This is a genomic window from Algoriphagus vanfongensis DSM 17529, from assembly GCF_000429465.1.
GTDB lineage: Bacteria > Bacteroidota > Bacteroidia > Cytophagales > Cyclobacteriaceae > Algoriphagus > Algoriphagus vanfongensis.
Genome location: NZ_AUBX01000016.1, coordinates 22,069 through 47,445 on the forward strand (window position 1 = coordinate 22,069; position 25,377 = coordinate 47,445).

The 25,377-nt window shown below is 42.4% G+C and carries 21 protein-coding genes; 14 read left to right on the forward strand and 7 right to left on the reverse strand.

The annotated features are described in order from the left end of the window. The 6 genes from cobA to moaA all read left to right on the forward strand — a co-directional run bounded on the left by cobA (position 1) and on the right by moaA (position 4,520). Positions 1–813 carry a uroporphyrinogen-III C-methyltransferase gene (gene cobA / locus G460_RS0115500; RefSeq protein ID WP_026956221.1) on the forward strand — a complete coding sequence of 271 codons (813 nt, stop codon included), beginning with the start codon at positions 1–3 and terminating at the stop codon, positions 811–813. A 16-nt stretch (positions 814–829) separates the two neighbouring features. Then, positions 830–1,066, forward strand: coding sequence for a MoaD/ThiS family protein (locus G460_RS0115505; protein WP_026956222.1), 237 nt, complete (start codon positions 830–832; stop codon positions 1,064–1,066). Then, complete coding sequence (locus tag G460_RS0115510; protein ID WP_026956223.1) at positions 1,067–2,098, forward strand: HesA/MoeB/ThiF family protein; 1,032 nt, start codon at positions 1,067–1,069, stop codon at positions 2,096–2,098. Then, positions 2,079–2,507 (forward strand): molybdenum cofactor biosynthesis protein MoaE, encoded by a 429-nt coding sequence (locus G460_RS0115515; protein ID WP_026956224.1) that lies wholly within the window; start codon positions 2,079–2,081, stop codon positions 2,505–2,507. The genes G460_RS0115510 and G460_RS0115515 overlap by 20 nt, the downstream gene beginning before the upstream one ends. 95 nt (positions 2,508–2,602) lie before the next feature. Continuing rightward, positions 2,603–3,520 carry a bifunctional molybdenum cofactor biosynthesis protein MoaC/MoaB gene (moaCB, locus tag G460_RS0115520; RefSeq protein WP_026956225.1) on the forward strand — a complete coding sequence of 306 codons (918 nt, stop codon included), beginning with the start codon at positions 2,603–2,605 and terminating at the stop codon, positions 3,518–3,520. Beyond that, the gene (gene moaA, locus G460_RS0115525) at positions 3,504–4,520 is read left to right on the forward strand and encodes a GTP 3',8-cyclase MoaA (protein WP_026956226.1); all 1,017 of its coding nucleotides are present in this window, start codon (positions 3,504–3,506) and stop codon (positions 4,518–4,520) included. The genes moaCB and moaA overlap by 17 nt, the downstream gene beginning before the upstream one ends. 548 nt (positions 4,521–5,068) lie before the next feature. Here the strand turns inward: moaA and G460_RS0115535 are convergent. From G460_RS0115535 to prmC, 3 genes are all read right to left on the reverse strand, one after another. Then, positions 5,069–5,392, reverse strand: coding sequence for a type II toxin-antitoxin system PemK/MazF family toxin (locus G460_RS0115535; protein WP_026956228.1), 324 nt, complete (start codon positions 5,390–5,392; stop codon positions 5,069–5,071). Next, positions 5,383–5,628, reverse strand: coding sequence for an AbrB/MazE/SpoVT family DNA-binding domain-containing protein (locus G460_RS0115540; protein WP_026956229.1), 246 nt, complete (start codon positions 5,626–5,628; stop codon positions 5,383–5,385). The genes G460_RS0115535 and G460_RS0115540 overlap by 10 nt, the downstream gene beginning before the upstream one ends. Before the next feature lie 116 nt (positions 5,629–5,744). Next, entirely contained in the window at positions 5,745–6,599 is an 855-nt protein-coding gene (gene prmC, locus G460_RS0115545) for a peptide chain release factor N(5)-glutamine methyltransferase (protein ID WP_035464541.1), read from the reverse strand. A gap of 51 nt (positions 6,600–6,650) precedes the next feature. Here prmC and G460_RS0115550 point away from each other — a divergent pair, with 51 nt between their 5' ends. From G460_RS0115550 to G460_RS0115590, 8 genes are all read left to right on the forward strand, one after another. Beyond that, positions 6,651–7,472 (forward strand): hypothetical protein, encoded by an 822-nt coding sequence (locus G460_RS0115550; RefSeq protein WP_157366944.1) that lies wholly within the window; start codon positions 6,651–6,653, stop codon positions 7,470–7,472. Positions 7,473–7,529: 57 nt separating this feature from the next. Then, entirely contained in the window at positions 7,530–8,720 is a 1,191-nt protein-coding gene (locus tag G460_RS0115555; protein WP_026956232.1) for an RsmB/NOP family class I SAM-dependent RNA methyltransferase, read from the forward strand. Positions 8,721–8,906: 186 nt separating this feature from the next. Next, positions 8,907–9,959, forward strand: a complete 1,053-nt coding sequence (locus G460_RS0115560; protein WP_026956233.1) for a hypothetical protein — start codon at positions 8,907–8,909, stop codon at positions 9,957–9,959. Positions 9,960–10,193: 234 nt separating this feature from the next. Further along, positions 10,194–13,568 carry an isoleucine--tRNA ligase gene (gene ileS / locus G460_RS0115565; RefSeq protein WP_026956234.1) on the forward strand — a complete coding sequence of 1,125 codons (3,375 nt, stop codon included), beginning with the start codon at positions 10,194–10,196 and terminating at the stop codon, positions 13,566–13,568. Between the two features lie 17 nt (positions 13,569–13,585). Further along, positions 13,586–14,209 carry a lipoprotein signal peptidase gene (locus G460_RS0115570; RefSeq protein WP_026956235.1) on the forward strand — a complete coding sequence of 208 codons (624 nt, stop codon included), beginning with the start codon at positions 13,586–13,588 and terminating at the stop codon, positions 14,207–14,209. Between the two features lie 190 nt (positions 14,210–14,399). Continuing rightward, positions 14,400–17,342, forward strand: coding sequence for a DEAD/DEAH box helicase (locus tag G460_RS0115575; protein WP_026956236.1), 2,943 nt, complete (start codon positions 14,400–14,402; stop codon positions 17,340–17,342). Positions 17,343–17,535: 193 nt separating this feature from the next. Further along, positions 17,536–18,882, forward strand: coding sequence for a PhoH family protein (locus G460_RS0115580; protein WP_026956237.1), 1,347 nt, complete (start codon positions 17,536–17,538; stop codon positions 18,880–18,882). A gap of 276 nt (positions 18,883–19,158) precedes the next feature. Beyond that, on the forward strand, positions 19,159–19,386 hold the full coding sequence (locus tag G460_RS0115590) for a hypothetical protein (RefSeq protein ID WP_026956238.1): 228 nt from the start codon (positions 19,159–19,161) through the stop codon (positions 19,384–19,386). A 116-nt stretch (positions 19,387–19,502) separates the two neighbouring features. On the opposite strand, the gene G460_RS0115595 is transcribed toward G460_RS0115590, so the two are convergent. The 4 genes from G460_RS0115595 to G460_RS0115610 all read right to left on the reverse strand — a co-directional run bounded on the left by G460_RS0115595 (position 19,503) and on the right by G460_RS0115610 (position 25,346). Next, entirely contained in the window at positions 19,503–22,304 is a 2,802-nt protein-coding gene (locus tag G460_RS0115595) for a bifunctional aconitate hydratase 2/2-methylisocitrate dehydratase (RefSeq protein ID WP_026956239.1), read from the reverse strand. A 357-nt stretch (positions 22,305–22,661) separates the two neighbouring features. Continuing rightward, positions 22,662–23,417, reverse strand: coding sequence for a LytR/AlgR family response regulator transcription factor (locus tag G460_RS0115600; RefSeq protein WP_026956240.1), 756 nt, complete (start codon positions 23,415–23,417; stop codon positions 22,662–22,664). A 124-nt stretch (positions 23,418–23,541) separates the two neighbouring features. Next, positions 23,542–24,276: a LytR/AlgR family response regulator transcription factor gene (locus tag G460_RS0115605; RefSeq protein WP_026956241.1), complete on the reverse strand. Its 735-nt coding sequence runs from the start codon at positions 24,274–24,276 to the stop codon at positions 23,542–23,544. Positions 24,277–24,287: 11 nt separating this feature from the next. Further along, positions 24,288–25,346 carry a sensor histidine kinase gene (locus G460_RS0115610; protein ID WP_026956242.1) on the reverse strand — a complete coding sequence of 353 codons (1,059 nt, stop codon included), beginning with the start codon at positions 25,344–25,346 and terminating at the stop codon, positions 24,288–24,290. Between the last annotated feature and the right edge of the window lie 31 nt (positions 25,347–25,377).

Below are 25,377 nucleotides of genomic sequence, written 5' to 3' on the forward strand. Positions count from 1 at the left end.
ATGAAAACATTAAAAACAAAAAGCCCAAAGGTGACTTTGGTGGGGGCAGGTCCGGGAGATCCCGAATTGCTCACTCTGAAAGCTGTCAAAGCCATCCGAAGCGCAGATGTGATCTTGTATGATGCTTTGTCCAACGATACGATTTTGGACTACGCCCCACTTGCCGAGAAAATCTTTGTGGGCAAGCGAAAAGGAACGCATTATCTTTCTCAAGAGCAGATCAATGAGTTGATAGTATCTAAAGCATTCAAATCTGGCCATGTGGTACGTTTGAAAGGAGGAGATCCTTTTGTTTTTGGAAGAGGAAAAGAAGAACAGCAGTATATCGAAAGCTTCGGAATCGAAACAGAAGTAATTCCCGGAATCTCATCTAGCATTGCCGTTCCGGCTTCCATCGGTATCCCGGTCACTTCCAGAGGAGTTTCAGAGAGTTTTTGGGTGATCACGGGGACGACTTCAGCAGGCGAACTTTCCAATGATATTGCTTTGGCGGCTCAAAGCACTGCCACGGTAGTGATTTTGATGGGATTGGGGAAGATAGCTGAGATTACCAAAATTTACCGTGATCTGGGAAGAGAAGAATTGGCGATAGCAGTGATTCAGAATGGTACTTTGGAAACGCAGCAGGAAATCGTGGGAACTATAAGCAATATCGAGGAATTGATAAGAAAGAATGGAATTGGCGCTCCTGCCATCCTAGTGATAGGAGATGTAGTTCACTTGGCTTCCAAAAAAATCAGGGAAGGTTTGGACTTCAATTTGGAGGATGAGTTTATTTTCCAAAATCTCAATACTATTCCTTTCGTAAATTGAGTAAAAATCAGAAATCATGATTCAGGTTAAATATTTTGGAATGATTGCCGAAGCTACCTCCAAAGAGGCAGAGGAAGTAGCTTTGACCGAAAAGCCATTTTCAGAAATCTTGAGTGAAATTTCATCCAAATACAAGCTTGGGGACCTCTCCTATCAGATAGCTGTGAATAAAAAACTGGTTAGCAATCCTGCTGACCTACAATTGAAAGAAGGTGATGAGATTGCCTTTTTGCCACCTTTTTCCGGAGGATAAATGGAGCGATACCTACGACAAATCACCCTTCCGCAAGTTGGGAATGCGGGGCAGGAAAAGCTCCTAACAAGCAAAGTGCTGGTCATAGGTGCCGGTGGTTTGGGTTGTGCAGTTTTGCCTTATTTGGTGGCTGCGGGAATCGGTGAAGTCGGTATTGTCGATGGGGATTGGATTGAGGAGAGTAATCTGCATAGACAGGTTCTATATGCTTCAGACAAGATAGGAAATAGTAAGGCCAAAGAGTCGGCAGCCATCCTTCAACAAAACAATCCGAACATTAAAATCCAGGTTTTTGAGGAGTATTTGACTCAGAAAAATGCGTCTGAAATCATCTCAGGCTATGATTTGATCATCGACGCCACGGACAATTTCTTTGTACGCTATACCATCAATGATACCTGTGTGGCTCTGGACAAACCATTTATCTATGGTTCGATTTATCAGTTCCAAGGACAAGTTTCTGTTTTCAATTATCAAGGAGGTCCGACCTATCGGGATATTTTCCCGGAGAATGACCAAAAAGTCCCGAACTGTGAGGAAGCGGGAGTGATGGGTACGACTGTTGGTTTGATCGGGATGATTCAAGCTAATGAGGCCATCAAAATTTTGTTAGAAATAGGCGAAGTACTTTCTGGCAAACTGCTTTTGTATGATTTGCTTCGAAATGAGCAGCAAGTATTTGAATTTAGTAAGGTGGAAGCTCCCAAAAAGCCTGAAATTGAACCTGATTTTGAATTGCTGACTGCTGAGGAAGTGCTTCAAAGTCAGAAAATACTGCTAGATGTAAGAGAATTTGGAGAGGCGCCAGAAATCATACACGAAAACTATATTCAGATTCCTCTTTCAAAGCTAGACCAAAACTGGGAGAGCTTAGAGCCCGGACAATCCATCTTGGTTTTTTGTCAATCAGGAATGAGAGCCAGAAGAGCTGCAAAATTGCTTTTCGAAAAAGGTTTTCAGAACTTAAGCTTGATGAGTGGAGGAGCCAAGGATTTAGAATATTTACAAAATCATGAAGAAAATCTTTCTTGAAGGAGCGATTCCTTCTGAATTTATAGCTGATTCGATTGCCAAACATCAATCTAAGCATAGCATTGGAGCCCATAATATTTTCTTGGGCCAGGTGCGAGCGGATGAGGTCGATGGAAAAAAAGTTAGCGCGATAGAATTCACAGCTTATGAGGAAATGGCGCTTGAAAAAGCCCATGAAATCCGTGAAGCTGCTTTCGAAAAGTTTGATTTGACCTGTCTGCATATTTACCACAGCTTGGGAAATGTAGCAGTGGGTGGTGTTTGCATTTTTGTCTTCGTTTCTGCGCCCAGAAGGAAGCAAGTTTATGAGGCTACCGAGTGGCTTGTCAATCAGGTAAAAACTGAAGTTCCCATTTTTGGAAAGGAGATTTTCGAAAATGAAGAAAGTCAGTGGAAGGTAAATAGTTAACAGTGATCAGTCGCAGTGATCAGTGAGGAAATTAGAAGTATGAAGTGAGAAAGCTGAAAGAGGAGAGATTGGAGAAAAGGTGTTAAGAATTTGAAATGGTAGATATTACGCATAAAATAACGACTCTTCGAGTTGCAAAGGCAAAGGCAATTGTTCAGGTCAGTAAGCCTGAAACCATCACTGCTGTGGTCGAAAATCAGGTTCCCAAAGGGAATGTTTTCGAGATGGCAAAAGTGGCGGGGCTTTTTGCAGTGAAAAACACTCATATTACCATTCCGGATTGCCATCCACTTCCTATCGAATACACCGCTGTAGAATATGATATCCAAGGTTTGGAGATCCATATTTTCATTACGGTTAAGACTGTTTACAAAACTGGTGTCGAGGTAGAAGCCATGCATGGAGCATCCGTGATTGCTTTGACCATGTATGATATGCTTAAGCCGATTGATAAAGGAATTGTCATCCGTGAAGTGGGTTTGGTGGAGAAAAAAGGAGGAAAGAGCAGTTTCAAAAATCAAAACCCAAAAAGCATTCAAGCCGCTGTGGTGGTTTGCTCGGACTCTGTTTCCAAAGGAATCAAAGAAGATACAGCAGGGAAGGCGATTGTGGACAAGTTGAAATCCATGGATGTGGAGGTTTCTTCTTATGAGATTATTCCAGATGAATTGGATCTTATTCGCCAAAAGGCCTTGGGACTGATCGATTCCAATCAGCTGGTGATTTTCACTGGCGGGACGGGTCTATCTATGCGGGATGTGACTCCAGAGGCTTTGGAGCCTTTGCTGGAAAGAAGAATACCAGGAATCGAAGAAGCGATCCGAAGCTATGGTCAAAAAATCATGCCTTATGCCATGCTTTCAAGATCTGTCGCAGGCACTATCGGAGACAGCCTGATTTTGGCATTGCCAGGCTCAACGAACGGAGCCAAAGAATCCATGGATGCGGTATTCCCGAATTTGCTGCATGTATTTAGAATCTTAAAAGGAGCCCAGCATGAAGCAACAGACTGAAAATCATCAGGTGCTCAAAGATCAATTTGGGAGGAAACACGACTATCTCAGGATATCTCTGATTGAGAAATGCAATCTGCGTTGCCAGTATTGCATGCCGGAAGAGGGGATTCCCTTGACTCCTTCCAAGTTTTTGATGAGTGCGGATGAGATTGGAAGTTTGGCTCAGACCTTCGTGGATATGGGGGTAAAGAAAATCCGATTGACGGGAGGAGAACCACTATTACGAAAGGATTTTGAGGATATTTTAGCGAATCTTTCCGGCTTGGGTGTGGATTTGTCTATCACTACTAATGGGGTTTTGGCAGATCGATTCCTTCCGATTTTTCAAAAATATGGATTGAAGAAAGTCAATTTCAGCCTAGATACTTTGAAAGAAGAGCGATTTAAGGAAATTACTAGAAGATCAGGGTATCAGAAAACCATGGATAATCTGGATCTCTTTATCCAAGCTGGATTTGATGTCAAATTGAATATCGTCTTGATGAAAGGAGTCAACCATGATGAGATCGTGGATTTTGTTGACTTTACGAAGGATCTTCCTATTTCAGCTCGCTTTATTGAGTTTATGCCATTTGACGGGAACAGGTGGGATAGATCCAAGCTGGTTTCTGAGAAAGAGATCCTGGGAGCGGTGGGTTCAGAGTATGGCTCAGAGAACTTAATTTCCCTTCCGGATGAGGATAATCTGACTGCCCGCAAATTTAAAATCAAAGGCTTTCATGGAGACTTTGGGATTATTTCTTCCGTGACCAATCCCTTCTGTGGAACCTGTAATAGAATCCGCTTGACTGCCAATGGTCGAATCAAAAACTGTCTATTCTCCAATCAGGAAACAGATTTGTTGACTGCTTTAAGAGCAGGAGAAGATGTGGAAAAGCTGATTTTGGAATCTATTTTTAAGAAAAAGGCCGTTCGTGCCGGTATGGATAACTTGGAAAAACTTTCCGACCCCAATCTTCATTCCGATAATCGAAGTATGATTGCTATTGGGGGGTGAATAGGGGTAGCATTCAAGGCTCTTCGAGATTTGCAATCTCGAAGTTTGATCTTAAGATTTTTAGTTTACATTCCTAAGCCCGGAATTCAAATCCTGAATAGCTGAATTTTTAATCTCTAGTAATAAACAATCAAATTAAAAATCTTGAACAGCTAGTACAATCAATATCACTGAAAATATTAATACAAGTATTGAAAAGATTAAAAGTTCGGGTTTATGGAATTGGCTTTCGATGCCAATTTGTTTTGTGAATTTTCCATAAATAAGAACTCCAATAGAACACATAAATAATGTCAAACCAGTCAGTATTAAAGAATATTTCAGTAACAAAATACTGCCAATAATTATAAAACATATGGCCCCCACATATCCCTTAAATTTTGTGGTGTCTGAGGTGCTAGATTGTTGCTCCACAACAGATATGAACAAAATGGTTCCGATAGTTACAAAAATGAATGCTGAAATTGGGTGTTCTAACAATTAAAATTTTTTTATACCAAACGTGCTCTTAAGCTTGATTTAAAATGCATGCTAAAAGTTTGAAAATTTCAATCCACAAAAGTTTCCTTGATCACGGCTTTACAAGCATCGATTTGGGGGGGAGATAAGGTTTCAAAAATTTTAATGATTCTACTTTTGTCCACAGTCCTGATTTGATCCATAGCGACCATCCCTCTTTTCCCGTTGTGATTTACGGGAACTCTAGTTGGATATTTCCTTAGGTTAGTAGTCATGGGAGCGAGCACAATAGCATTCAGATATTTATTCATTTCATTGGGTGAAATGATTACACAAGGTCTGGTCTTTTTGATTTCACTTCCTATCGTGGGATCAAGGTTCACAAGGACAATGGAGTATTGTTTTAATTCCATTCTTCCAGATTTTCATCCTCAAACACATCATCTATCATCAATTGATCATCCCCTTTTTCATTCATTTTCTTAAACTCCTTTTCCCAATTTTGCCTTGGTTTAGTGATGGGTTTGAGAATGATTTGCTCCTCTTCGAGAATAAGTTCAATCTTGTCCTGAATGTTGTATTTCTCCAAAATGGTCTTGCTTAAACGAAGTCCCTTTGAATTTCCTATTTTAATGATAGTTGTTTCCATGATCTCTTAGAATGTAATTACAAAGTACGTACTTTTGACTTAGATTTCAAATTCGGAGATATAAGTTCAGGATTTCAAATCCTGAATACCTAAAGTCCCACATTTTCAATAAAAAATCATCTGCTCTTTGGTTCATTTTTTTGAACCCCTTTTACCATCCGATCTTTACCATTAAGGTCTTGGATTAGCTGAGTTTGGGAGTAGCCGAGTTGCTGAAGCAGGGCCAAAACTTGATGTCCATATTCTTCATGGATCTCAAAATAGATTTTTCCATTTTCCTTTAATGCTTGGAGGCCTTTTTGGGCGATCTCTCTATAAAATATAAGCGGGTCTTCATCCGGAACAAAAAGTGCCAATCCGGGCTCGAAATCCACAACATTGTGATGCATCAGAGCTTTGCCTTTTTCTGGAATGTACGGTGGATTGCTCACCAAAATATCCAAATCGAGGACCGGAATCGAATTAGTTAAGATATCACACTCGAGCCATTTCACCCGAGCTTGATGAATAGTTGCATTGTGCTGGGCGACTTCCAAAGCTTGGGTCGAGATGTCTATGCCATACACTTCCGCACGATCCATTTCCAGAAAAAGTGAAATTGGAATACATCCCGTACCTGTGCCGACATCGAGAATCCTTAGCTGGCTTTGAGAGTTTTCTTTGATGATCAAGTGTACTAGCTCCTCGGTTTCATTTCTTGGGATCAGCGTACTGGGATTGACCACAAATTCGCGACCGTAAAAAGGGCCTTTTCCCAATACATATTGGATAGGTTCACCCGTCTTAAGCTTCTCAAAATCTGAAAACAACTGTGGCGGAAGGTTCTGCTCATCCACGAGATTGATCCTTTCCATCGGTTTCAGTCCCAAATGATGTTCAAACAGCCATGAAACTATATGTTGAGCTTCTTGAAACTCATAGATTTTCAGCTCTGTAGCCCACTGCTGAAGCAAAGAATTGTAATTGATCATGTGTAGCGAAATGAGGGATAGGGACGTAAAAGTAAAACCAAAGCAAGCACTATGAAAAAATCACTTTTACTTTTGTTCTTTTTGACCCTGCCCTTGTTGCTTTTTTCTCAGGAAAAAGGGAAGCTCTGGATAGAGTTGGATGGAACCTACTGGGAAAAATCTCTTGACAATACTGGAAACCTTACTGCTGAAAAAGAAAGATTTGGAAGCATCAGGCCCTATTTGGGGCTAGGAATCGGAAAAGGATGGAGTCTAGGGCTGATGGGAAATTATCAATCTTATGACTTGCAGCAAGAGGAATTGATCGGCTTGAGAGCCATTTATTCCGACACTCCTGATGATTCGGGGTTTTACCCTGTAGTCGACTACACGCAGGTGCAGTATCCTATTGGCATGACGAATGAGTTTTTTGGATTTGGCGCTTTTGTGCAGAAAAGCCTGGCATTGGGCAAGAAAACGTCCTTAAATTTCAACTTTTACGGACTCAGGGAAAAGTCGGAGAATGGAAACTTTGAAGTTTATCCCAATTATTCTAGTTCCTGGTACTACCCCTGTCTGAATTGCCTTTCCTATTATCCCGGACCCTATCGCTTTGGCTTTGAGGAAAGCAATTGGCGATTTGGGCTTGATTTGGCTTTTGCCTATGAGTTGAAGTCTTGGATGAAGCTAGGAGTCAGAGCTAATTTTCTTGAGTTTAGAAAACAAAGCGTCCTTTTTGACGATGAGTACATCATGGGAGCTACTGATGCCTATCTCCCGTATCCAAACTATGAGTACATGGCTATCAGCAATTATTATGGAGATCGCTATGATTTTGGCTCGGCAGTCACGCGAGAAGGAGTCAGAATTTCCTTGCTTTTTCTACCCTTTTAGCCTTGCAAATCAAAAGACTCGGAAAGAAAAACTACCTTTGTGCAGAATTTCTTTCGGATGAAACTACACAACAATACCATACGGGGCGTACACGCTGCCTTGGAAGCGATCTTTCAGGAAGGTCAATATGCCGACAAAGTCATCGAGCGCACGCTCAAGTCCAATCCTAAATGGGGAGCACGAGATCGCTCTTTCATCGCTGAGACCACCTATGAAATGGTGCGCTGGTGGAGGCTGATCAATCATTTGAGCCCTTCGGAAAGCTACTGGGATTTGTTTGGTACCTATTGGCTGATGCAGGGAAATGTCTTGCCCCCTTGGGAGGAATTTTCAGGAATCAATCCGGAAAGGATCAAGGCCAAATACGAAAAACTGGATAATCCGGCCCTTTTGGAATCCATCCCCGACTGGCTGCATGAGATGGGCAAGAAGGAACTGGGAGACAAGTGGGAGCAAGAGATTCATAGCCTGAATGAGGAAGCTGAAGTTGTTTTGCGTGTCAATACATTGAAAACCACTCGGGAGCGATTACGCAATCAATTGGCTGAAGATGGAATCAAAACCTACATTGTTAAAGGTTATCCTGATGCATTGATCTTGGAAGAAAGACAAAATGTATTCAGAAACGCAGCCTTCAAAGAAGGGCTTTTTGAAGTGCAGGATGCATCCTCTCAATTGGTAGCGGCAGCTTTGGCAGTAGAGCCGGGGATGCGCGTGATCGATGCTTGTGCCGGAGCAGGAGGTAAATCTCTTCACTTGGCAGCATTGATGGAGAATAAAGGAAAGATTCTTTCCATGGATGTAGAGGAGTGGAAGCTTCAGCAGACTAAGTTGAGAGCCAGAAGAGACGGTGTCTCTATCATCGAGCGAAAAGTCATCGAAGGTTCCAAAACGATTAAAAGATTGAAAGAATCTGCGGATAGATTACTTCTGGACGTGCCTTGTTCCGGTTTGGGAGTTTTGAGAAGGAATCCCGATACGAAGTGGAAGCTAAGTCCTGAGTCTATCGCCGACGTGCAAAAAACACAGCAGGAAATCATCCAGTCCTACTCTTCTATGGTGAAAAAAGGAGGTCAGATGGTCTATGCTACTTGTAGTATTCTTCCTTCGGAGAATCAAAATCAAGTTGAGAAATTTTTGGCTTCCGAAGTAGGTCAAGATTTCGAGCTGATAGAAGATCAGAAAGTTCTGGCTCAAGAGAGCGGATTTGATGGGTTTTACATTGCAAGACTACAGCGGAAGCCTTGAAATAAAAAATAACGACGGCCGGAGAAGAAGACTCTCCGGCTTTTTTTTGGACTATTGCGTCAGTTTGTTTTGTAATCGGCTGTTTTGGTAAGCGATTTCCTGAGATTAGGATCAAAATACGACAAATGCCTCATTTTTTAGGAGTGGGATTCCCGCCAATTTTGGGAACCTAACCATTCTAAAATTATGAAAAGTCTACTGTTAATTTTCCTCCTTGTGTTTGTAGAGGTCATGCCAGGTACGGTTCTCACAGAAAAAGACATAAAGGTCACCAGCTACAACAAGAAAAATCAGCATTCCAAAGCTCCGAAGAAAGTTTTTGTAAAGAGTTTCAAAGCACTTTTTGAGGTTTATGAAGAAGCCTCTGCTTCAGTTTCCGGATCTAAAAAAGAAAGAGCCGATAGAACCACTTTCACCTCTGGTACTTCTACAAGTTTAGGAGTTCAAATTTCAGGCGTCGATGTAGATGATTTCCAAAAAATGATCAATGATGCTTATGCTGATTTTGTAAGCCAGCTGACCAGTCAGGGTTTTGAGATTATTACAGCGGGAGATGTACAAAAATTTGAGTATTTCTCTGATTGGACATTGGTAAATGGAGGAGCCTCATCCGATGCACAGGCACAGGGATTTGTAATGGTCACCCCGGAGGGCTTTGATTACTTGGTGAAAAAGGTCTCTAACAGTGGGAAAGAGAAGTTCGGATTTAACTTGACAGACCCTACTCCAAAAATGTCCAAAGCTATAGAGAATGTCTATGTTGCCGATGTCAATTTTGTGTTTCCTTTCGTCAATTTGGATGCGGACGCTTCCCAATGGACCAAAACCACTTCTGTAAAAGCTAAAATTGACTATAGAATTGATCCAATTGTAGATCCTAGTGAGAACAATAGATCCATTGGTGGTGGAGGAGCTAATTTGCTTTCTCAGGTAAGATTTGTTTCTGGATTGGATATCGGAAGTAATCCTTTGTTCCATGCTAAAGTTGAGCCAAAAAAGGCAGTTTCTTTTGAAGGCGTTTTTGCAGACAAAAAAATCAAAGAAGTGACACAAGCTCAGTCTGAAATGTTTTCCAAAACCGGCTATACGCAATTGGTAATGACATCAGGGGATCAGAAAAAAGTAGCTTCCCACTTTGCTGAATGTGATCATGATGCCTATGTCAATGCCGCTTCAGGATCTATGAAGGATTTGATTGATACCGGGATTAAGAATTTCGTAGAGATGACAAGTAAATAAGTTTGTCCAAGATTCCATTTTTTCACGGGGCTACTCTCTAGAGGGGTAGCCCTTTTTATTTTAGAAAAATCACGGCGACAAATTGGATGTCTGAGCCGGAATTTCGGATTAACCAGAAGGCATTTGTTTTTTCTTTCCCCCAAAGCGCATTTCTTCTATCTTTGTGGCTTGTTTTGAGCGGGATGGCATTTGGCCTTTCGCATTCTTCACCTTATCTCCACAAGAAAGGAAATTGTGAAAACGTATCAGGAATTTAAGCAGGTGGACTATCCTCACATCGGGGAGTCTATTCTTCAGTATTGGAAAGAAAATCAGATTTTCGAAAAGTCAATTGCAAACCGTGATGGTGCAGAGACCTTTACCTTTTTCGAGGGCCCTCCTTCGGCAAATGGTACTCCGGGTATCCACCACGTGATGGCTCGTACTCTGAAGGATATTTTTTGTCGATATAAGACTCTTAAAGGTTTCCAAGTGAAGCGAAAAGGAGGCTGGGATACTCATGGTCTTCCCGTTGAGCTTCAAGTGGAAAAAGAACTGGGAATCACCAAAGAGGATATCGGTACCAAAATCACCGTAGAAGAATACAACAAGAAGTGCCGCGAAACCGTCATGCGCTTCAAAAACGAATGGGATGACCTGACCGAGAAAATCGGTTATTGGGTGGATTTGGACGATCCTTACATCACCTTCGATAGCAAGTACATTGAAACCTTGTGGAATTTGCTGCAGAAGCTGTACGACAAGGACCTCCTTTATAAAGGCTACACGATCCAACCGTATTCTCCAGCTGCAGGTACTGGTTTGTCTTCTCACGAACTGAACCAACCAGGCACTTACAAGGATGTGAAGGATACTTCCATCACTGCTCAGTTCAAACTGAAAGGAGAAGACAACACTTACATCTTAGCCTGGACGACAACTCCTTGGACTTTGCCATCTAACTCCGCTTTGGCGATAGGTGAAAACTTGGACTATGTGAAAGTGAAAACTTTCAATCCATATACTCATGAGCCTGAATTCGTGATTTTGGCAAAAGCCAGAATGGCTGCCTATCTGAATCCAAAGGCGAAAGACCACAAGGTGGAAGATTACAAGGCGGGAGATAAGCTGATCCCTTACGAGGTGATTTCCGAATTCAAAGGGAAGGATATGCTTGGCTGGGAATACGAGCAATTGTTTCCGATTGATGCTTTAGCACTTCCTAATCCTGCTTTTACTGTCGTTTCTGGAGATTATGTGACTACAGAAGATGGTACTGGTATCGTTCACTTAGCGAAGGCTTTTGGTGCGGATGACTTTAGAACTTTGGTTCAAAACAACGTGCCAGGTGTATTTGTCAAAGATGATTTGGGTAATGATATTCCTGTTGTCGATAAGCAAGGTAGATTCTTACCTGTAGTCGGTGAGTATTTGGCTGCAAAAATGAAAGAACATGGAATCACAGCTCATAAAGAATATGGTGCTTCTGATTTCTATGTGAAAAATTATACCGAGGATGATGAGAATGCTCCGGATTACAAAAACACGGATGTGATCATTTCTATCATCTTGAAAAATGAAAATAAAGCCTTCAAAGTAGAGAAATACGAGCACAGTTATCCACACTGCTGGAGAACTGACAAGCCGGTACTTTACTATCCTTTGGAAAGCTGGTTTATCAAAACCACTGCTTACAAAGACAGATTGGTGGAATTGAACAAAACCATCAACTGGAAGCCAGAAGCAACCGGTACTGGTCGTTTCGGAAACTGGTTGGAAAACTTGGTGGACTGGAACTTGAGCCGTTCAAGATTCTGGGGAACCCCACTTCCTATCTGGAGAACAAGTGATGGAACTGAAGAGAAATGTATCGGTTCGATCGCTGAATTGAACGCTGAAATCGAAAAATCCATCGCTGCTGGATTTATGGAGAAATCTCCATACGAAGGCAAAGAGTTGGATTTGCATAGACCCTATGTGGATGACGTCGTTTTGATTTCCGACAAAGGAGAGAAGATGTTCCGTGAGCCAGACTTGATTGACGTTTGGTTTGATTCCGGTGCCATGCCGTACGCACAATGGCATTATCCATTCGAGAACGAAGATGTATTCAAGGCGAACTATCCTGCTGATTACATCGCTGAAGGGGTAGATCAGACACGTGGTTGGTTCTTTACTCTTCATGCTATCGCAGGGATGCTTTTTGATAGTGTAGCTTTCAAGAACGTGATCGCGAATGGCCTTGTTTTGGACAAAAACGGCAACAAAATGTCCAAGCGATTAGGCAATGCGGTGGATCCTTTCAAGACTTTGAAAGAATATGGTCCAGATGCCTTGAGATGGTACATGCTTAGCAATGCAAATCCTTGGGATAATTTGAAATTCAACCTGGATGGCGTGACAGAGGTGCAGAGACGCTTCTTTGGCACCCTTCAGAATACTTATAACTTCTTTGCGCTTTATGCAAATCTGGATGCTTTTGTCTATGACAAGTCTAAGGCAGTTCCAGTGGCGCAAAGAGCAGAATTGGATCAGTGGATCATCTCCAAACTTCAGTCTTTGATCTCTGAGGTGGAGGAAGCCATGGATAATTATGATGCGACTCGAGCTACTCGTGCCATCATGAACTTTACCGTGGATCAATTGTCCAATTGGTATGTGAGATTGGCCAGAAAGAGATTCTGGAGAGGTGATATGAACGCTGACAAGCAGGCCGCTTACGAGACTTTATATGAATGCTTGTTGACCCTGACACAATTGATGTCATCTTTTGCTCCATTCTATTCCGATTGGTTGTACAAAAACTTGACAGAGACCGGTGCTGGAGGAGAAGAGTCCGTTCACTTGACGGATTGGGTTGTTGCTGATCAAGCATTGATCAATAGCGATCTGGAAGCAAGTATGGATTTGGCACAGACGATTTCTTCTTTGGTTCACTCCTTGAGAAAGAAAGAAAAGTTGAAAGTTCGCCAGCCGCTTCAAAGAATCCTGATTCCTGTCTTGAGCAAGAAGGTTCAGGCTCAGATTGAGCATGTTGAGGACTTGATCAAGACCGAGGTGAATATCAAAGCCATCGAATATATCGATGATGCTTCTGGGATTTTGGTAAAAGATGTAAAACCTAATCTTCCTGTTTTGGGTAAAAAACTAGGACCGAAGATGAGATTTGTCGTAGCTGCTATCAAATCTTGGGGCCAGGATGAAATCGCCCAAATCGAAAGAGAAGGCAAATTCCCCGTGGATGTAGAGGGAGAAACGATTGAACTGCTACTAGAAGAGGTATTGATCTCTTCTCAGGACATTCCGGGTTGGTCAGTAGCTTCAGATGCAGGAGTGACTGTGGCCCTGGATGTGACTTTGACGGATGAGTTGAAGCAGGAAGGTGTGGCTCGTGATTTGGTCAATAGAATCCAGAACCTTAGAAAAGACATGGGGCTGGAAGTGCAGGATAAGATCAGGATCCAAGTAGCGGAAGGGAATGTATTGGTGACTAATGCGATCCAGTCTTTTGGAGACTATATTCAGTCTGAAACGCAGGCCCTGAGCTTGGAGCTTTCCGCAGATGCCGCCAGTGGGACAGTTCTGGACATGGATGATTTTGAGATTGCAGTCGTGGTGGACAAAGCCTGATTGCAGAATAGATAACAATGAATAAATACCTAAAATATTTCGGGATTGCGATATTGGTAATTGCAATTGACCAGGCAGTCAAAATGTTGGTTCACTTTCAGATGGACTTTGGGACGCCGGGTCAGATTCCGATTTTCGGTGATTGGTTTAAACTCCATTACACCACCAATCCCGGGATGGCTTTTGGGATGGAATTGGGCTCGGAATATGGGAAATTGATTCTGACTACCTTTCGCTTGGTGGCGATGGTAGGGATCGGTTATTATCTCTATTATATCATTCAAAAGAAAAATCATCCACTCTATGTAGTGTGTATTGCGATGATCCTGGGAGGGGCGATAGGCAATTTGATAGATTCTATATTTTATGGAGTCTGGCTGAACAATGCGCCTTATGATGCATCGACTCCATGGTTCCATGGCCAGGTCGTAGATATGTTCTATTTTGATATCTGGGAAGGTTATTTGCCGGAATGGCTTCCATTGTGGGGCGGTCAATACACTGCACTTTGGCCGATTTTTAATATTGCGGATGCAGCCATCTTCGTTGGCGTAGCGATCATCTTGATTTTTCAGGGAAGGTTTTTTCCTGAGAAATCAGAGGAACCTGAAATCAAGGAAAAGGTAGAATTAGAGAAGTGATATTTGACCCTGTATTTATCCTAAAATACAGGGTTTTTTATGTCATTTTTATAAAAAATGCGGGTTGTTCGCTGTCCCACTTGGTATTTTTCTTAATTTACGGGCTATATATTTATAAAAATCACAATTTCGTACCGGTTTTGCTTCCTCCAATCACCCTTTGGAAGAAGCAATTTGAGCATTTGGAAATATGATTGTAGACGCGGAAAAACCCTATCAGATTGTTTATTCGATTTTTAATCATGAGTATCTAGGTTTACTATTCGAGTCCTTCGTAGTACAGTTGGATGATAAAGGAAGGCTTTCGTATGCTTTCCAGAATATCAGTTCTGCCAATGCCAAGGAATTTGATGCAGGGCTGGATACAGGCGATTATCAATTGATCAAACTGATGGATGCGATGCAGCCAGAGGAGGTGATCAAATCATTTATACCTAAAAAGAAAAACATCCGTCCCAAGGATTTTCTTCAAAAGATCTTTGATCCGAAGACAGAGGATAAATCAATCCAAACGCTGCTCGAGGCGAGACTTGAAATTCAGCGTTCTAAGATTTTGCCCTTGCTTGTCGGCAAGCGGCTTTTTGAAATGGGAAGTGACGGCAATCCTACTTGGAGGGAGATCACTATCAATGCGACCAAAGCAACTGTTCTTTTCCATTTTCATAAAAACCCAGAAAACACCCACTATTGGCCTACTATAAAGTTTGAAGGGGAAAAACTGGAATGGCAATACAAAGGTGGCTACCTGATCTGTAAGGATCCTGCGTGGTTGATTGTCAATGAGCAATTATTTCATTTCGAAGGGGAATTGGACGGTAAAAAGCTGGTGCCATTCCTGAATAAGAAATTCATAGTCATCGATAAGAAAATGGAGCCGACTTACTTTAGGAAGTTTATGGCTCCACTGCTTACTCAATATGATGTGGATGCGAGAGGATTTGAAATCAGTGTGGACCGGGGAAGACCGGAAGTGCTACTCAAAATCCATGAGCTTCCAGGAAATCAAGGCAATGATTTATTTGGCAAGGAAGGCGAACAGCTGGAAGAGGATAAGATCGTTTTCGAGCTCAGGTTTCAGTATGGAGACTCAGATTTTCCGGTAGAAAAAGGCAATGATAGCTCTGCGGGCAATTCAGTGTCGCTGGTGGAGCGTGGAGGGGAATTTGTGTTCAAAAAAACCATTCGCAGCCTGCAAAAGGAAAAGTCGTTTGGGAAATTACTCAATGACTTGGGGCTAGCTGTCAGAGACGGCAAGGTAAGTCTTCCCAAAACGAGAGCATTTGAGTGGATCGGAGAAAATGAGGAGATCTTAGAGGAGAAGAAAATCAAGATCATCCAGCAAAAAAATACCGCAGGGAAACTGTATCATATAGGTCGTGCTCAGATCGAGATTGAGGTCAATGAAAATATTGACTGGTTTGATGTCAAAGCACAGATCAAATTTGGAATTTACCTAGTCCCATTTGCCAAGATCAGAAGAATGATCATGAAAGGGAAGACAGAATTCGAGCTTCCCAATGGAGAAATTGCGGTGATTCCAGCTTCATGGTTTGTCAATTATTCGGAGTTGTTTTCATTTATGGAAGAGGGGAGCACACAGGACTCCATCATCATGCGGAAGCATCATCTGGCTTTGGCAAAACAACTGGAAGAAGGCAATCTGGTGCAATTGACACTGAGCAGAAAGCTTGAAAAACTCCGGGATTTTGAATCGATTGATGATTACGAATTGCCGGAATATTTTGACGGCACTTTGAGACCGTACCAAAAAGCAGGTTACAACTGGCTTCGATTTCTCAATGAATTCAGATTTGGGGGCTGTCTGGCCGATGACATGGGTCTCGGTAAGACGGTGCAGACATTGGCTCTTTTGGCACATGAAAAGCAGGAAAATCCAGGTTTCTGCTCACTTCTCGTCATGCCTACTTCCCTCATTTACAATTGGGAACTCGAGGCGAGGAAATTTACCCCTGAGCTAAAAATCTTGGTCTATACAGGCACCCAACGGATCAAAGATCCATGGAAGTTCAGAGACTATGACTTGGTTTTGACTTCCTATGGGATCACTCGTCTGGATGTGAATATTTTGAAGGATTTTTATTTCAATTACATCATCCTAGATGAATCTCAGGCTATCAAAAACCCCGGCTCTAATATCGCCAGTGCAGTCAATAAATTAAAAAGTAAGCAAAAGCTGATCTTGACAGGTACTCCTGTGGAGAATGGAACGATGGATCTTTGGTCTCAGATGAACTTTGTCAATCCGGGGCTTCTGGGAGGTCAAAATTCGTTCAAATCGCAATTTCTTCAGCCGATCGAAAAACAGAATGACAAGGATAAAGCTGCAAAGCTGCATTCGATGATCAAGCCATTTATCCTACGTCGCCTCAAGTCGCAAGTGGCTACAGATCTCCCGGAAAAAATCACCAATGTGAAGTATTCTGCTATGACTCCAGAGCAGGAAAAGGTATACGAAGAAGTGAAGAGCTACTATCGGGAAAAGATTATTGGAGACAATCCTTTCGGTGGCAGAGGTTCCCAGCAGTTTACTTTGCTACGGGGCTTGACGCAACTCCGACAGATCGCCAATCACCCCAAGCTAGTCAAGGAAGATTATCAAGGAGAGTCTGGCAAACTCGAGGACATCACCTATATGTTGCAGTCCACGATTTCTGAGGGGCACAAGGTCTTGGTATTTAGTCAGTTTGTGCGGCATTTGGCTATTGTCAAAGAATACCTGGACAACCAGGACATTCCTTATTCCTATTTAGATGGAGCTACCAAAGATCGTCAGGGGCAAGTGGAAAAATTCCAGGAGCAGGACGATGTGAAAGTCTTTTTGATTTCCCTCAAAGCAGGCGGAGTAGGCCTCAATCTGACCAAGGCGGAATATGTATTCCTATTGGATCCTTGGTGGAATCCTGCTGTCGAAGCTCAGGCAATAGACCGGGCTCACCGAATCGGACAAGAGAATAAAGTCATCATTTATAAATTCATCAGCCGAGGCTCGGTGGAAGAAAAGATCATGGCTCTTCAAAATCGCAAGTTGGCTTTGGCGGGAGAATTGATCTCGACAGAAGAGAGCTTTATGAAGAGTCTGGATCAGCAGGATATAGCTGCTTTGCTTGATTAAAAGTTTGAAGATTGAAAGATTGGACAAATCACCAGTTCCGATTTTTCAATCTTAAAATTTAAAAAATTGAAAGTCAATGCTCTAGGGTTGGGTTTGCGTTTCTTAACCATAATTTTTTATTCATTCGTGATTTTCTGGAGGATATTTTTCTAACTTATATCCTAACCTATTACCACTAATATCCCTCCTGCACATGCCTAGAGCGAAAGCCGATAAAGATCGGAAAATCTTTGTGCTGGACACATCCGTGATCCTTTACGCACACAATTCCATTATGAATTTTGCCGAACACGATGTAGTCATTCCGATCACAGTGTTGGAAGAACTCGATCAGTTCAAAAAAGGCAATGACACCAAAAACTTCGAAGCCCGGGAATTTATCCGGCTCCTGGACAAGCTTTCCAAAGATCACATGATCCACGAGTGGACACCGCTCAATGGGAAGACCAAGGGGAATTTTCGGGTGCTGATGAACCCCGAAAATAAGCTGAATGCGAACGTGATTTTTGGGGAAGAGAAGAATGATCACAAAATCCTCAATGCGGCACTCTATCTCAAGGAGAATGAGAAGAACCGCAAGGTGATTCTGGTTTCCAAAGACATCAATTTGCGGCTGAAGGCCAAATCTCTGGATATTTTGGCAGAAGACTACGAAACCGGAAAGATCAAGAACATCACCGAGCTCGAAAATACGGGCAAATATGTGATGGAAGATGTGGACCCGGAAGCGATCAATAAGCTCTATGAGCAAGGGTATATTGAGGCAAAAGCTGTGTTGGGTACCCGAAAGCGCAAAGCGAACGCCTACTATATTCTCAAGAGTGATAAAAACTCTGTGCTCTCCTACTACAATCCTGAAGCAAACACGATGGAGCGGGTGGATAAAAGGCTGGCCTATAATATCAAGCCAAAGAATGCGGAGCAGACCTTTGCTCTCCATGCCATCACCAACCCGAATATCAGACTGGTATCTATCCAAGGCGTAGCAGGTACTGGTAAGACGCTTTTGGCTTTGGCTGGAGCTCTGGAGCAACGAAGGGACTACAAGCAGATCTTCCTGGCACGTCCGATTGTACCGCTGTCCAATAAGGACATCGGATACCTACCCGGAGATATCAAGTCCAAGCTCAATCCTTACATGGAGCCGCTTTGGGACAATTTGAAATTTATCCAAAACCAATACAAAGAAACAGACAAGGAATTTCAGAAGATCACCGAACTCGTCAATCAGGAAAAATTGGTGATTCAACCCTTGGCATATATCAGAGGTCGATCTCTTTCCAATATTTTCTTTATCGTGGATGAGGCTCAAAACCTCACTCCTCATGAGATCAAGACGATTATCTCGAGGGCTGGAGAAAATACCAAAATCGTATTTACCGGTGATGTGCATCAGATCGATACGCCTTATTTGGATTCTCAGTCAAATGGCCTGTCTTATTTGATCGATCGGGTCAAAGACCATCCACTTTATGCTCATATCAAGCTTGAAAAAGGAGAACGCTCAGAATTGGCCAATTTGGCAAATGAGCTTTTGTAAAAAACGCCGATAGGATTAAGAATAATTGAGGGGGATCTATGATTCCCCTTCTTTTTTGCCTTTTCCATTGGGAATGAAAATTTTTTCAGGCTTTCTGTAACCTTCACGCAACCAAATATTGTTCGGTTTTTTGTCCGCAGTTGGTTTAGAGGTGTACGATGACGTACAGTGAAAAATTGGCAAAAGCCTCAAAACGAACAGAAAAGGCACTTTTTCAAAATTGGGTCACTTTTGGCATATAGGTAAATACGAAAACAAACCAACTTCGTATTTGCCATGAACACTGCAATCTTCACACAAAAAAACATCTGTGCGGCACTGGGATTAGCCATGGCTTTCACCATTGTCCTCAAAGCTAAAGCTGAATCCAACTTGGTTCAGCAAACTGCCCGATTTGAAAATTCTAAACCAACTCCACAAATCGGAACGAATACTGATACAAATCCTGAGACTCTTCAGGTAAACATTTACAAAATTCAGGAGCAGGATTCTTCTGCCTCCTAAAGACAACTCGTAAGGGTTAATTTGGTTGATTGTTTGGTTAATAAAAAAGGTGGATTTTGTCCACCTTTTTTTTATTTCAGCCTGATTGGCTTACGATTCTATGAATTTACCAAACCTTAGTAGGAAAGTAAATGACCCGCTTTGGTGGTCATATTTCCGATTGGAGGTGCAAACTGTGTCAGCTTGATTCCTTTCACAGCGCTCTTGTATTCTTCTACCGTAGGAGTACGGCCAAGGATGGCAGATAGCACCACTACCGGAGTAGAAGCCAAGAGAGATTCTCCTTTTTTGCGATCAGAATCAGCTACTACTCGACCTTGGAATAGACGGGTGGAAGTAGCCATGACAGTGTCTCCTTTTTCCGCTTTTTCCTGGTTACCCATACAAAGGTTACAGCCTGGACGCTCTAGATAAAGGATGTTTTCGTATTGAGTTCTTGCGACCGTCTTAGGAGCTGCATCGTCAAATTCAAATCCGGAATACTTTTGCAAGATTTCCCAATCACCTTCTTCCTTGAGCTCTTCGATGATATTATAGGTAGGAGCTGCTACCACAAGAGGAGCTTTGAATTCCACTTCTCCATGAATCTCCTCCAGATTTTTGAGCATTTTCGCTACGATCTTGATATCTCCCTTGTGAACCATACAAGATCCCACAAAGCCTAGGTCAATTGCTTTATCACCACCGTAGTAGGAAAGTTCACGGATAGTGTCGTGCGTATAGCGCTTGGAAACGTCCTCATTGTTTACATCGGGATCAGCGATCATTGGAGCGTCAATGATGCTCAAGTCTACCTCAAATTCAGCGTAGTATTTAGCGTTTTCATCTGGAGCCAAAGGAGGTTTTTCGCCAGATTGAATCTCGGCAATTCTCTTATTGGCTTTGTCGATCAGGCTTTGAAGCACTTGCTTTTCATTGTCCATGCCTTTATCAATCATGATTTTGATTCGGCTTTTGGCAATCTCCAAAGATTGGATCAAGGTATCTGGCTGAGAAATACAGATAGAGGCTTTCGCTTTCATCTCTGCAGTCCAGTCGGTAAAGGTAAATGCCTGGTCGGCCAGTAGCGTCCCAATATGTACTTCGATAACTCGCCCTTGGAATACGTTTTCACCTTTGAAATGCTTCAGCATCTGAGCCTGAGTAGCATGAACTACATCACGGAAATCCATGTGGTCTGCCATCTTTCCTTTGAAAGTAACTTTAACAGACTCAGGAATCGCCATGGAAGCTTCACCGGTAGCCAAGGCAAGAGCCACAGTGCCTGAATCGGCACCGAAAGCAACTCCTTTGGACATTCTGGTATGAGAGTCACCTCCAATGATAATCGCCCAATCATCAATTGTGATGTCATTAAGGACTTTATGGATTACATCCGTCAGTGGATGATAGACATTTTTAGGATCTCTGCCGGTAATCAGACCAAATTCATTCATGAATTTCATCAACTTCGGCGTATTGGCTTGTGCTTTGGTATCCCAAACTGCAGCTGTGTGACAGCCAGATTGGTAAGCAGCATCAACGATAGGTGAAATCACCGTGGCAGCCATGGATTCCAGTTCCTGAGAGGTCATCAGACCAGTAGTATCTTGGGAACCGACAATATTTACATTAGCTCTCACATAAGAACCTGCGTGCAATACGGCTCCGGAAGTACCCACTGCATTTTTATTGAAGATCTTTTCAACAGCGGTCAGACCTTGACCTTTGTGAGAGATCTCTTTGGAAGCAGCATAAACAGGCGGTACCTCTACTCCTAGAGTTTCTGCAGCAAATGTTTGAAGTTTTTTACCAAAAACAACAGCGTAGGAGCCTTGAGCTCTGATAAACTCCATTTTTTGAGGAGTAAGGGCAGAAGAAATATCAATCAATTCCTTGCCTTCGCTATCGTAAAGTTTCTTGGTTTTGGTATTGATGGTCAGGACTGTTCCTGTTTTTACAGAATAAGCTTCCTTCAAAATTGGCTCGCCGTCTTGATCTACTATCAGATTTCCGTTCTCATCAAATTGCTTTACCCAATTTTTCAAATCCAAGCCAATCCCACCAGTCACTCCTACAGTCGTCAAGAAAATGGGTGAAATGCCATTGGTACCAGCTACGATAGGTGCAATGTTGATAAAAGGAACAAATGGGCTTGCTTGCTTCCCGATCCAAAGAGCCACGTTGTTGACCCCGGACATTCTAGAGGAGCCTACACCCATGGTGCCTTTCTCAGCCAAAAGCATCACTCTTTTGTCAGGGTGCGCCGCTTTCAACTCTCTCAAAGCATGTTGCTTTTCCATGTCAAACTCGAACATACACTGACCGTGCAATTCTCTGTCTGCTCTGGAGTGGGCTTCTTTACCCGGAGAAAGCAAATCCGTAGAGATATCGCCAACTCCTGCTACAAAAGTTACAATTTCAATTTCCTCCTCTACTTCTGGAAGTTGAGTGAAAAACTCAGCTTTGGCGTAGCTTTCCAAAATATCTTTAGCGATCGGGCTTCCTTTGGTATAGGCTTGCTCCAAGCGCTCCATATCTGCTTCATAGAGAAATACCTGCGTTTTTAGAGTCTTGGCAGCTTCCTGAGCGATCGCTTGATCATCTCCCAAGGCCAAATCCAAGAGCACTTCAATAGAAGGTCCACCTTTCATATGGGACAGTTGCTCGAATGCAAAAGCCGATGTGATTTCTTCTATTTTGGCAGTGCCGAGAATAATATCCTTCAAAAATTTCGCTTTGACTCCTGCAGCACTTGTGGTGCCAGGGAGGACATTGTAGATGAAGAAGTTGAGAGAATCCTTTCTGTGAATGTGATTCTCATCTTTGATTTGCTCAATGATCTCACTAAGCAGCTCTGCATTATCAATTGGAAGAGGGTGCAGGCCATGCATTTCTCTTTCACTGATTTGCTCTAAATATTCGGTATATAGACTCATGTTTTGAACGTATCTTTCAGTTGCGTTTTAGATAAAAATCTGAAGCAAAATTAAAAAAAACTCCCCTTAAGAAAAAATGAATGTGTAGACACAAAAAGGGGTTTGTAATTGCTTGTTTTACAGATTTTTAAAGGGTTGTACATCGGTTTTTAATTGTGTTTAGAAATTTCCGTTTGGAATTATTTCCACAAATCTCTCTGGGTCTTTCCAAACCAGTTTATCGTAAAAATTTCTAATGGGATAACCGTCCTTTCTGTGCAATCGTTCACACACTCACATTTTTCGAGTGCGAGCAAGCATAAAAAAATCCTGCACCGATGAGATGCAGGATTGAAATCTAGTGCTGGGAAAATGAGTTTAACTTTCTGTAATGGTATTGAGCTTGGCCAAAAAGCTATTGTAATACTGCCTACCTACCTGTACGACAGATCCTTGCTTGAGTGTGATCTCTTTAGTGTTGAAACTTTCGATTTGGCCGAGGGACAGGATATAGGATTTTTGAACCCTCAGGAAGAGATGAGATGGTAGAATCTCCTCTATTTCTTTCATGGATTTTCGGATACTATATTCCCGGTTTTTGGTGAAAATAGTTACCATGTTGCCATTGGCCTCCACATAATAGATATCTTCATAAGGGACTCTTTCGAAGGCATTGTCCGCTTTGATAAAGACAGAATCTGTCACCAAATAAGGACTTTCGCTGGAGACCTTCGCTGGAGCAGATTCGGTAGTTGGCTTGGATCGTTTGTTGTACAGCACGATCTCTACAATGGCATGAATATCATTGGTATTGAATGGCTTCACGATAAATCCCGCAGGAGCGATTCGCTTGGCCCGCTCAATGATAGTCGGATCTGAGTAAGAAGTGACAAATACCAGCGGCGCATCGACCATCTGCTTGACGATCTCACCCAGTTCGATTCCATCCTTGTCCCCTTTGAGTTTGATATCCATAAATATCAAATCTGGGCGGTACTTCTTGATGACTTTGATACATTGATTGGCCGAGTTGGCGATATCAATATTGACATATCCGAGGAGTTCGAGAATCTCCTGGATGTTTTCAGCTATACTTGGATCGTCCTCGACGATCAAAATCCGCTCTTCTTTCATGAGTTTGGCAGATAGTGCTATTAGGTGGATAGGAATGGTTGACAATCGGGTCAAAAACCCAATCTTTCACTAATTACAAAATTTTCTTTTGGAAATCAAATGCTTTTTTTTGTCTATGAAATATTTAAAGGCTCATCATTTCCTTGAATCTTGCTGCTTGTCTGCGACTTACCTCGATTCTGTCGCCTCCTCTGAGTGTCACCACTAAGCCGCCATTAAACCAAGGTTCGATCGCCTCTACCCAACCCAAGTTGATAATATGCTTGCGGCTGGCTCTGAAAAAAGATTTTTCGTCCAATCTCTCATCCAAGGCATTCAGGGATTTGTGGATCATAGGCTTGAAGTTGTCAAAGTACACTTTGATGTAGTTGCCGTCTGATTCGAAAAGTCGGACATTGGAAAGTCGGACAAACCAGCATCTGTCTCCGTCTTTGACAAACACCTGATCATCCAAGGTCAGTTTTTTATTGTTGTTGCTTACCGGTTCATCGTCCTGTTTGCTTTGGGTATCGATTTTACCAGAAAGTTTCTGAATGGCTTCTTCCAATCTTTTTGGCTCTATCGGCTTGAGCAGATAGTCAAGAGCATTGACCTGAAAAGCCTTGAGCGCATACTCATCATAGGCCGTCGTAAAGATGACATGGGGCACATTGTCCAACTCTTCCAATAGGTCGAAACCGGTTTTTTCAGGCATTTGGATGTCCAAGAAAATCACATCTGGGCTCAGCTGATCTATTTTTTCTTTGGCATCTTCTACATTGACTGCTTCTCCGACTACTTCGACAGATTCCAGCTGATTGAGTAGGGTGATCAGCTCTTTTCTGGCCAATCTTTCGTCATCAATTACTATGGCTCGCATTATATTTCGGTTTATGATTCGAATGTAACTTTTTGTTTCGGGATTTTTATCTCAGTGATTACGAACTGATTTCCGGAGTTGAATATACGGAAGCTGGCTCGATCTCCATAGATCAACTTGAGTCGCTGGACGGTATTGCTCAGGCCATGTCCGCCATCCGCTTTGGCTTTGAGACTGGGGGGTGTGTCCAGATGTCCGCTATTTTTGACCTGAATATACAAATCATCTTCCAGACCTTCCCGGCACTTGATCTCGATGATGCCTCCTTTGACCAGATTGGATATCCCATGCTTGATCGCATTTTCTACTATAGTCTGCAGCATCATGGGTGGGATTTTGTAATTGTAGGCTTCATCCTCAATGTTGTACTCGACCTGTAGTCTTTCCTCAAATCGGATGGATTCTAAAGTCAGATAATCCCTGACCGTGTTCAGTTCGTCTTCAAACTCGATTGTTTGCTTTTTGTCCATCATCAGGGAAAACCTCAAGATGTTGGATATTCTTGTAATAGCACTTTTGGCTTTATCAGGGTCTTCATCTACCAATGCCCTCACTGAGTTGAGCGCATTAAAGATAAAGTGAGGATTCAGTTGGCTTTTGAGATGATTGAGGCGGATTTGGTTGATTTTAGCTTCATATTTCAAGGTGGTGTTGTAATTGTCCAGAAAGTGGAAAACAAAGTAAAGCAAAAACCAGACAGCATAGAAAAGGAAGGCCATCAGAAGATTGGACAAAATGACCACTACCTTGAAGTCTTCCTCGGGATTTAATATTCCCAATGCATCATTGATCAGAAACTGAGCCACAATATTGGCAAAACTAAGTGCCAGCATAGCCAATACGGACTGAAACAAAAGCTGAGAAATACTCAGTTTAAACCAATCGTATCGCTTGAAAATATACCTCAGAAAATGAGTCGAGAGGAGATAGCAAAAGGCAATGATAATGAATCCCCACATCTGCACTGAGCTGATCTCATCGGCAGTGAGCGTGGCAAGAGAGATTTGTATAATAGCGATACTTCCCCAGCCGAGGATCTGAAGTAGCCAATATAAACTGATGCGATTCATAGGACCCCAAAGATAGGAATGCTGGAGAAAG

What these genes read in the sequence shown, in the direction of transcription:
- cobA (WP_026956221.1), top strand. Translation starts at nt 1, where the DNA reads ATGAAAACATTAAAAACAAAAAGCCCAAAGGTGACTTTGGTGGGGGCA.
- G460_RS0115505 (WP_026956222.1), top strand. Translation starts at nt 830, where the DNA reads ATGATTCAGGTTAAATATTTTGGAATGATTGCCGAAGCTACCTCCAAA.
- G460_RS0115510 (WP_026956223.1), top strand. Translation starts at nt 1,067, where the DNA reads ATGGAGCGATACCTACGACAAATCACCCTTCCGCAAGTTGGGAATGCG.
- G460_RS0115515 (WP_026956224.1), top strand. Translation starts at nt 2,079, where the DNA reads ATGAAGAAAATCTTTCTTGAAGGAGCGATTCCTTCTGAATTTATAGCT.
- moaCB (WP_026956225.1), top strand. Translation starts at nt 2,603, where the DNA reads ATGGTAGATATTACGCATAAAATAACGACTCTTCGAGTTGCAAAGGCA.
- moaA (WP_026956226.1), top strand. Translation starts at nt 3,504, where the DNA reads ATGAAGCAACAGACTGAAAATCATCAGGTGCTCAAAGATCAATTTGGG.
- G460_RS0115535 (WP_026956228.1), bottom strand. Translation starts at nt 5,392, where the DNA reads ATGGAATTAAAACAATACTCCATTGTCCTTGTGAACCTTGATCCCACG.
- G460_RS0115540 (WP_026956229.1), bottom strand. Translation starts at nt 5,628, where the DNA reads ATGGAAACAACTATCATTAAAATAGGAAATTCAAAGGGACTTCGTTTA.
- prmC (WP_035464541.1), bottom strand. Translation starts at nt 6,599, where the DNA reads ATGATCAATTACAATTCTTTGCTTCAGCAGTGGGCTACAGAGCTGAAA.
- G460_RS0115550 (WP_157366944.1), top strand. Translation starts at nt 6,651, where the DNA reads ATGAAAAAATCACTTTTACTTTTGTTCTTTTTGACCCTGCCCTTGTTG.
- G460_RS0115555 (WP_026956232.1), top strand. Translation starts at nt 7,530, where the DNA reads ATGAAACTACACAACAATACCATACGGGGCGTACACGCTGCCTTGGAA.
- G460_RS0115560 (WP_026956233.1), top strand. Translation starts at nt 8,907, where the DNA reads ATGAAAAGTCTACTGTTAATTTTCCTCCTTGTGTTTGTAGAGGTCATG.
- G460_RS0115570 (WP_026956235.1), top strand. Translation starts at nt 13,586, where the DNA reads ATGAATAAATACCTAAAATATTTCGGGATTGCGATATTGGTAATTGCA.
- G460_RS0115575 (WP_026956236.1), top strand. Translation starts at nt 14,400, where the DNA reads ATGATTGTAGACGCGGAAAAACCCTATCAGATTGTTTATTCGATTTTT.
- G460_RS0115580 (WP_026956237.1), top strand. Translation starts at nt 17,536, where the DNA reads ATGCCTAGAGCGAAAGCCGATAAAGATCGGAAAATCTTTGTGCTGGAC.
- G460_RS0115590 (WP_026956238.1), top strand. Translation starts at nt 19,159, where the DNA reads ATGAACACTGCAATCTTCACACAAAAAAACATCTGTGCGGCACTGGGA.
- G460_RS0115595 (WP_026956239.1), bottom strand. Translation starts at nt 22,304, where the DNA reads ATGAGTCTATATACCGAATATTTAGAGCAAATCAGTGAAAGAGAAATG.
- G460_RS0115600 (WP_026956240.1), bottom strand. Translation starts at nt 23,417, where the DNA reads ATGAAAGAAGAGCGGATTTTGATCGTCGAGGACGATCCAAGTATAGCT.
- G460_RS0115605 (WP_026956241.1), bottom strand. Translation starts at nt 24,276, where the DNA reads ATGCGAGCCATAGTAATTGATGACGAAAGATTGGCCAGAAAAGAGCTG.
- G460_RS0115610 (WP_026956242.1), bottom strand. Translation starts at nt 25,346, where the DNA reads ATGAATCGCATCAGTTTATATTGGCTACTTCAGATCCTCGGCTGGGGA.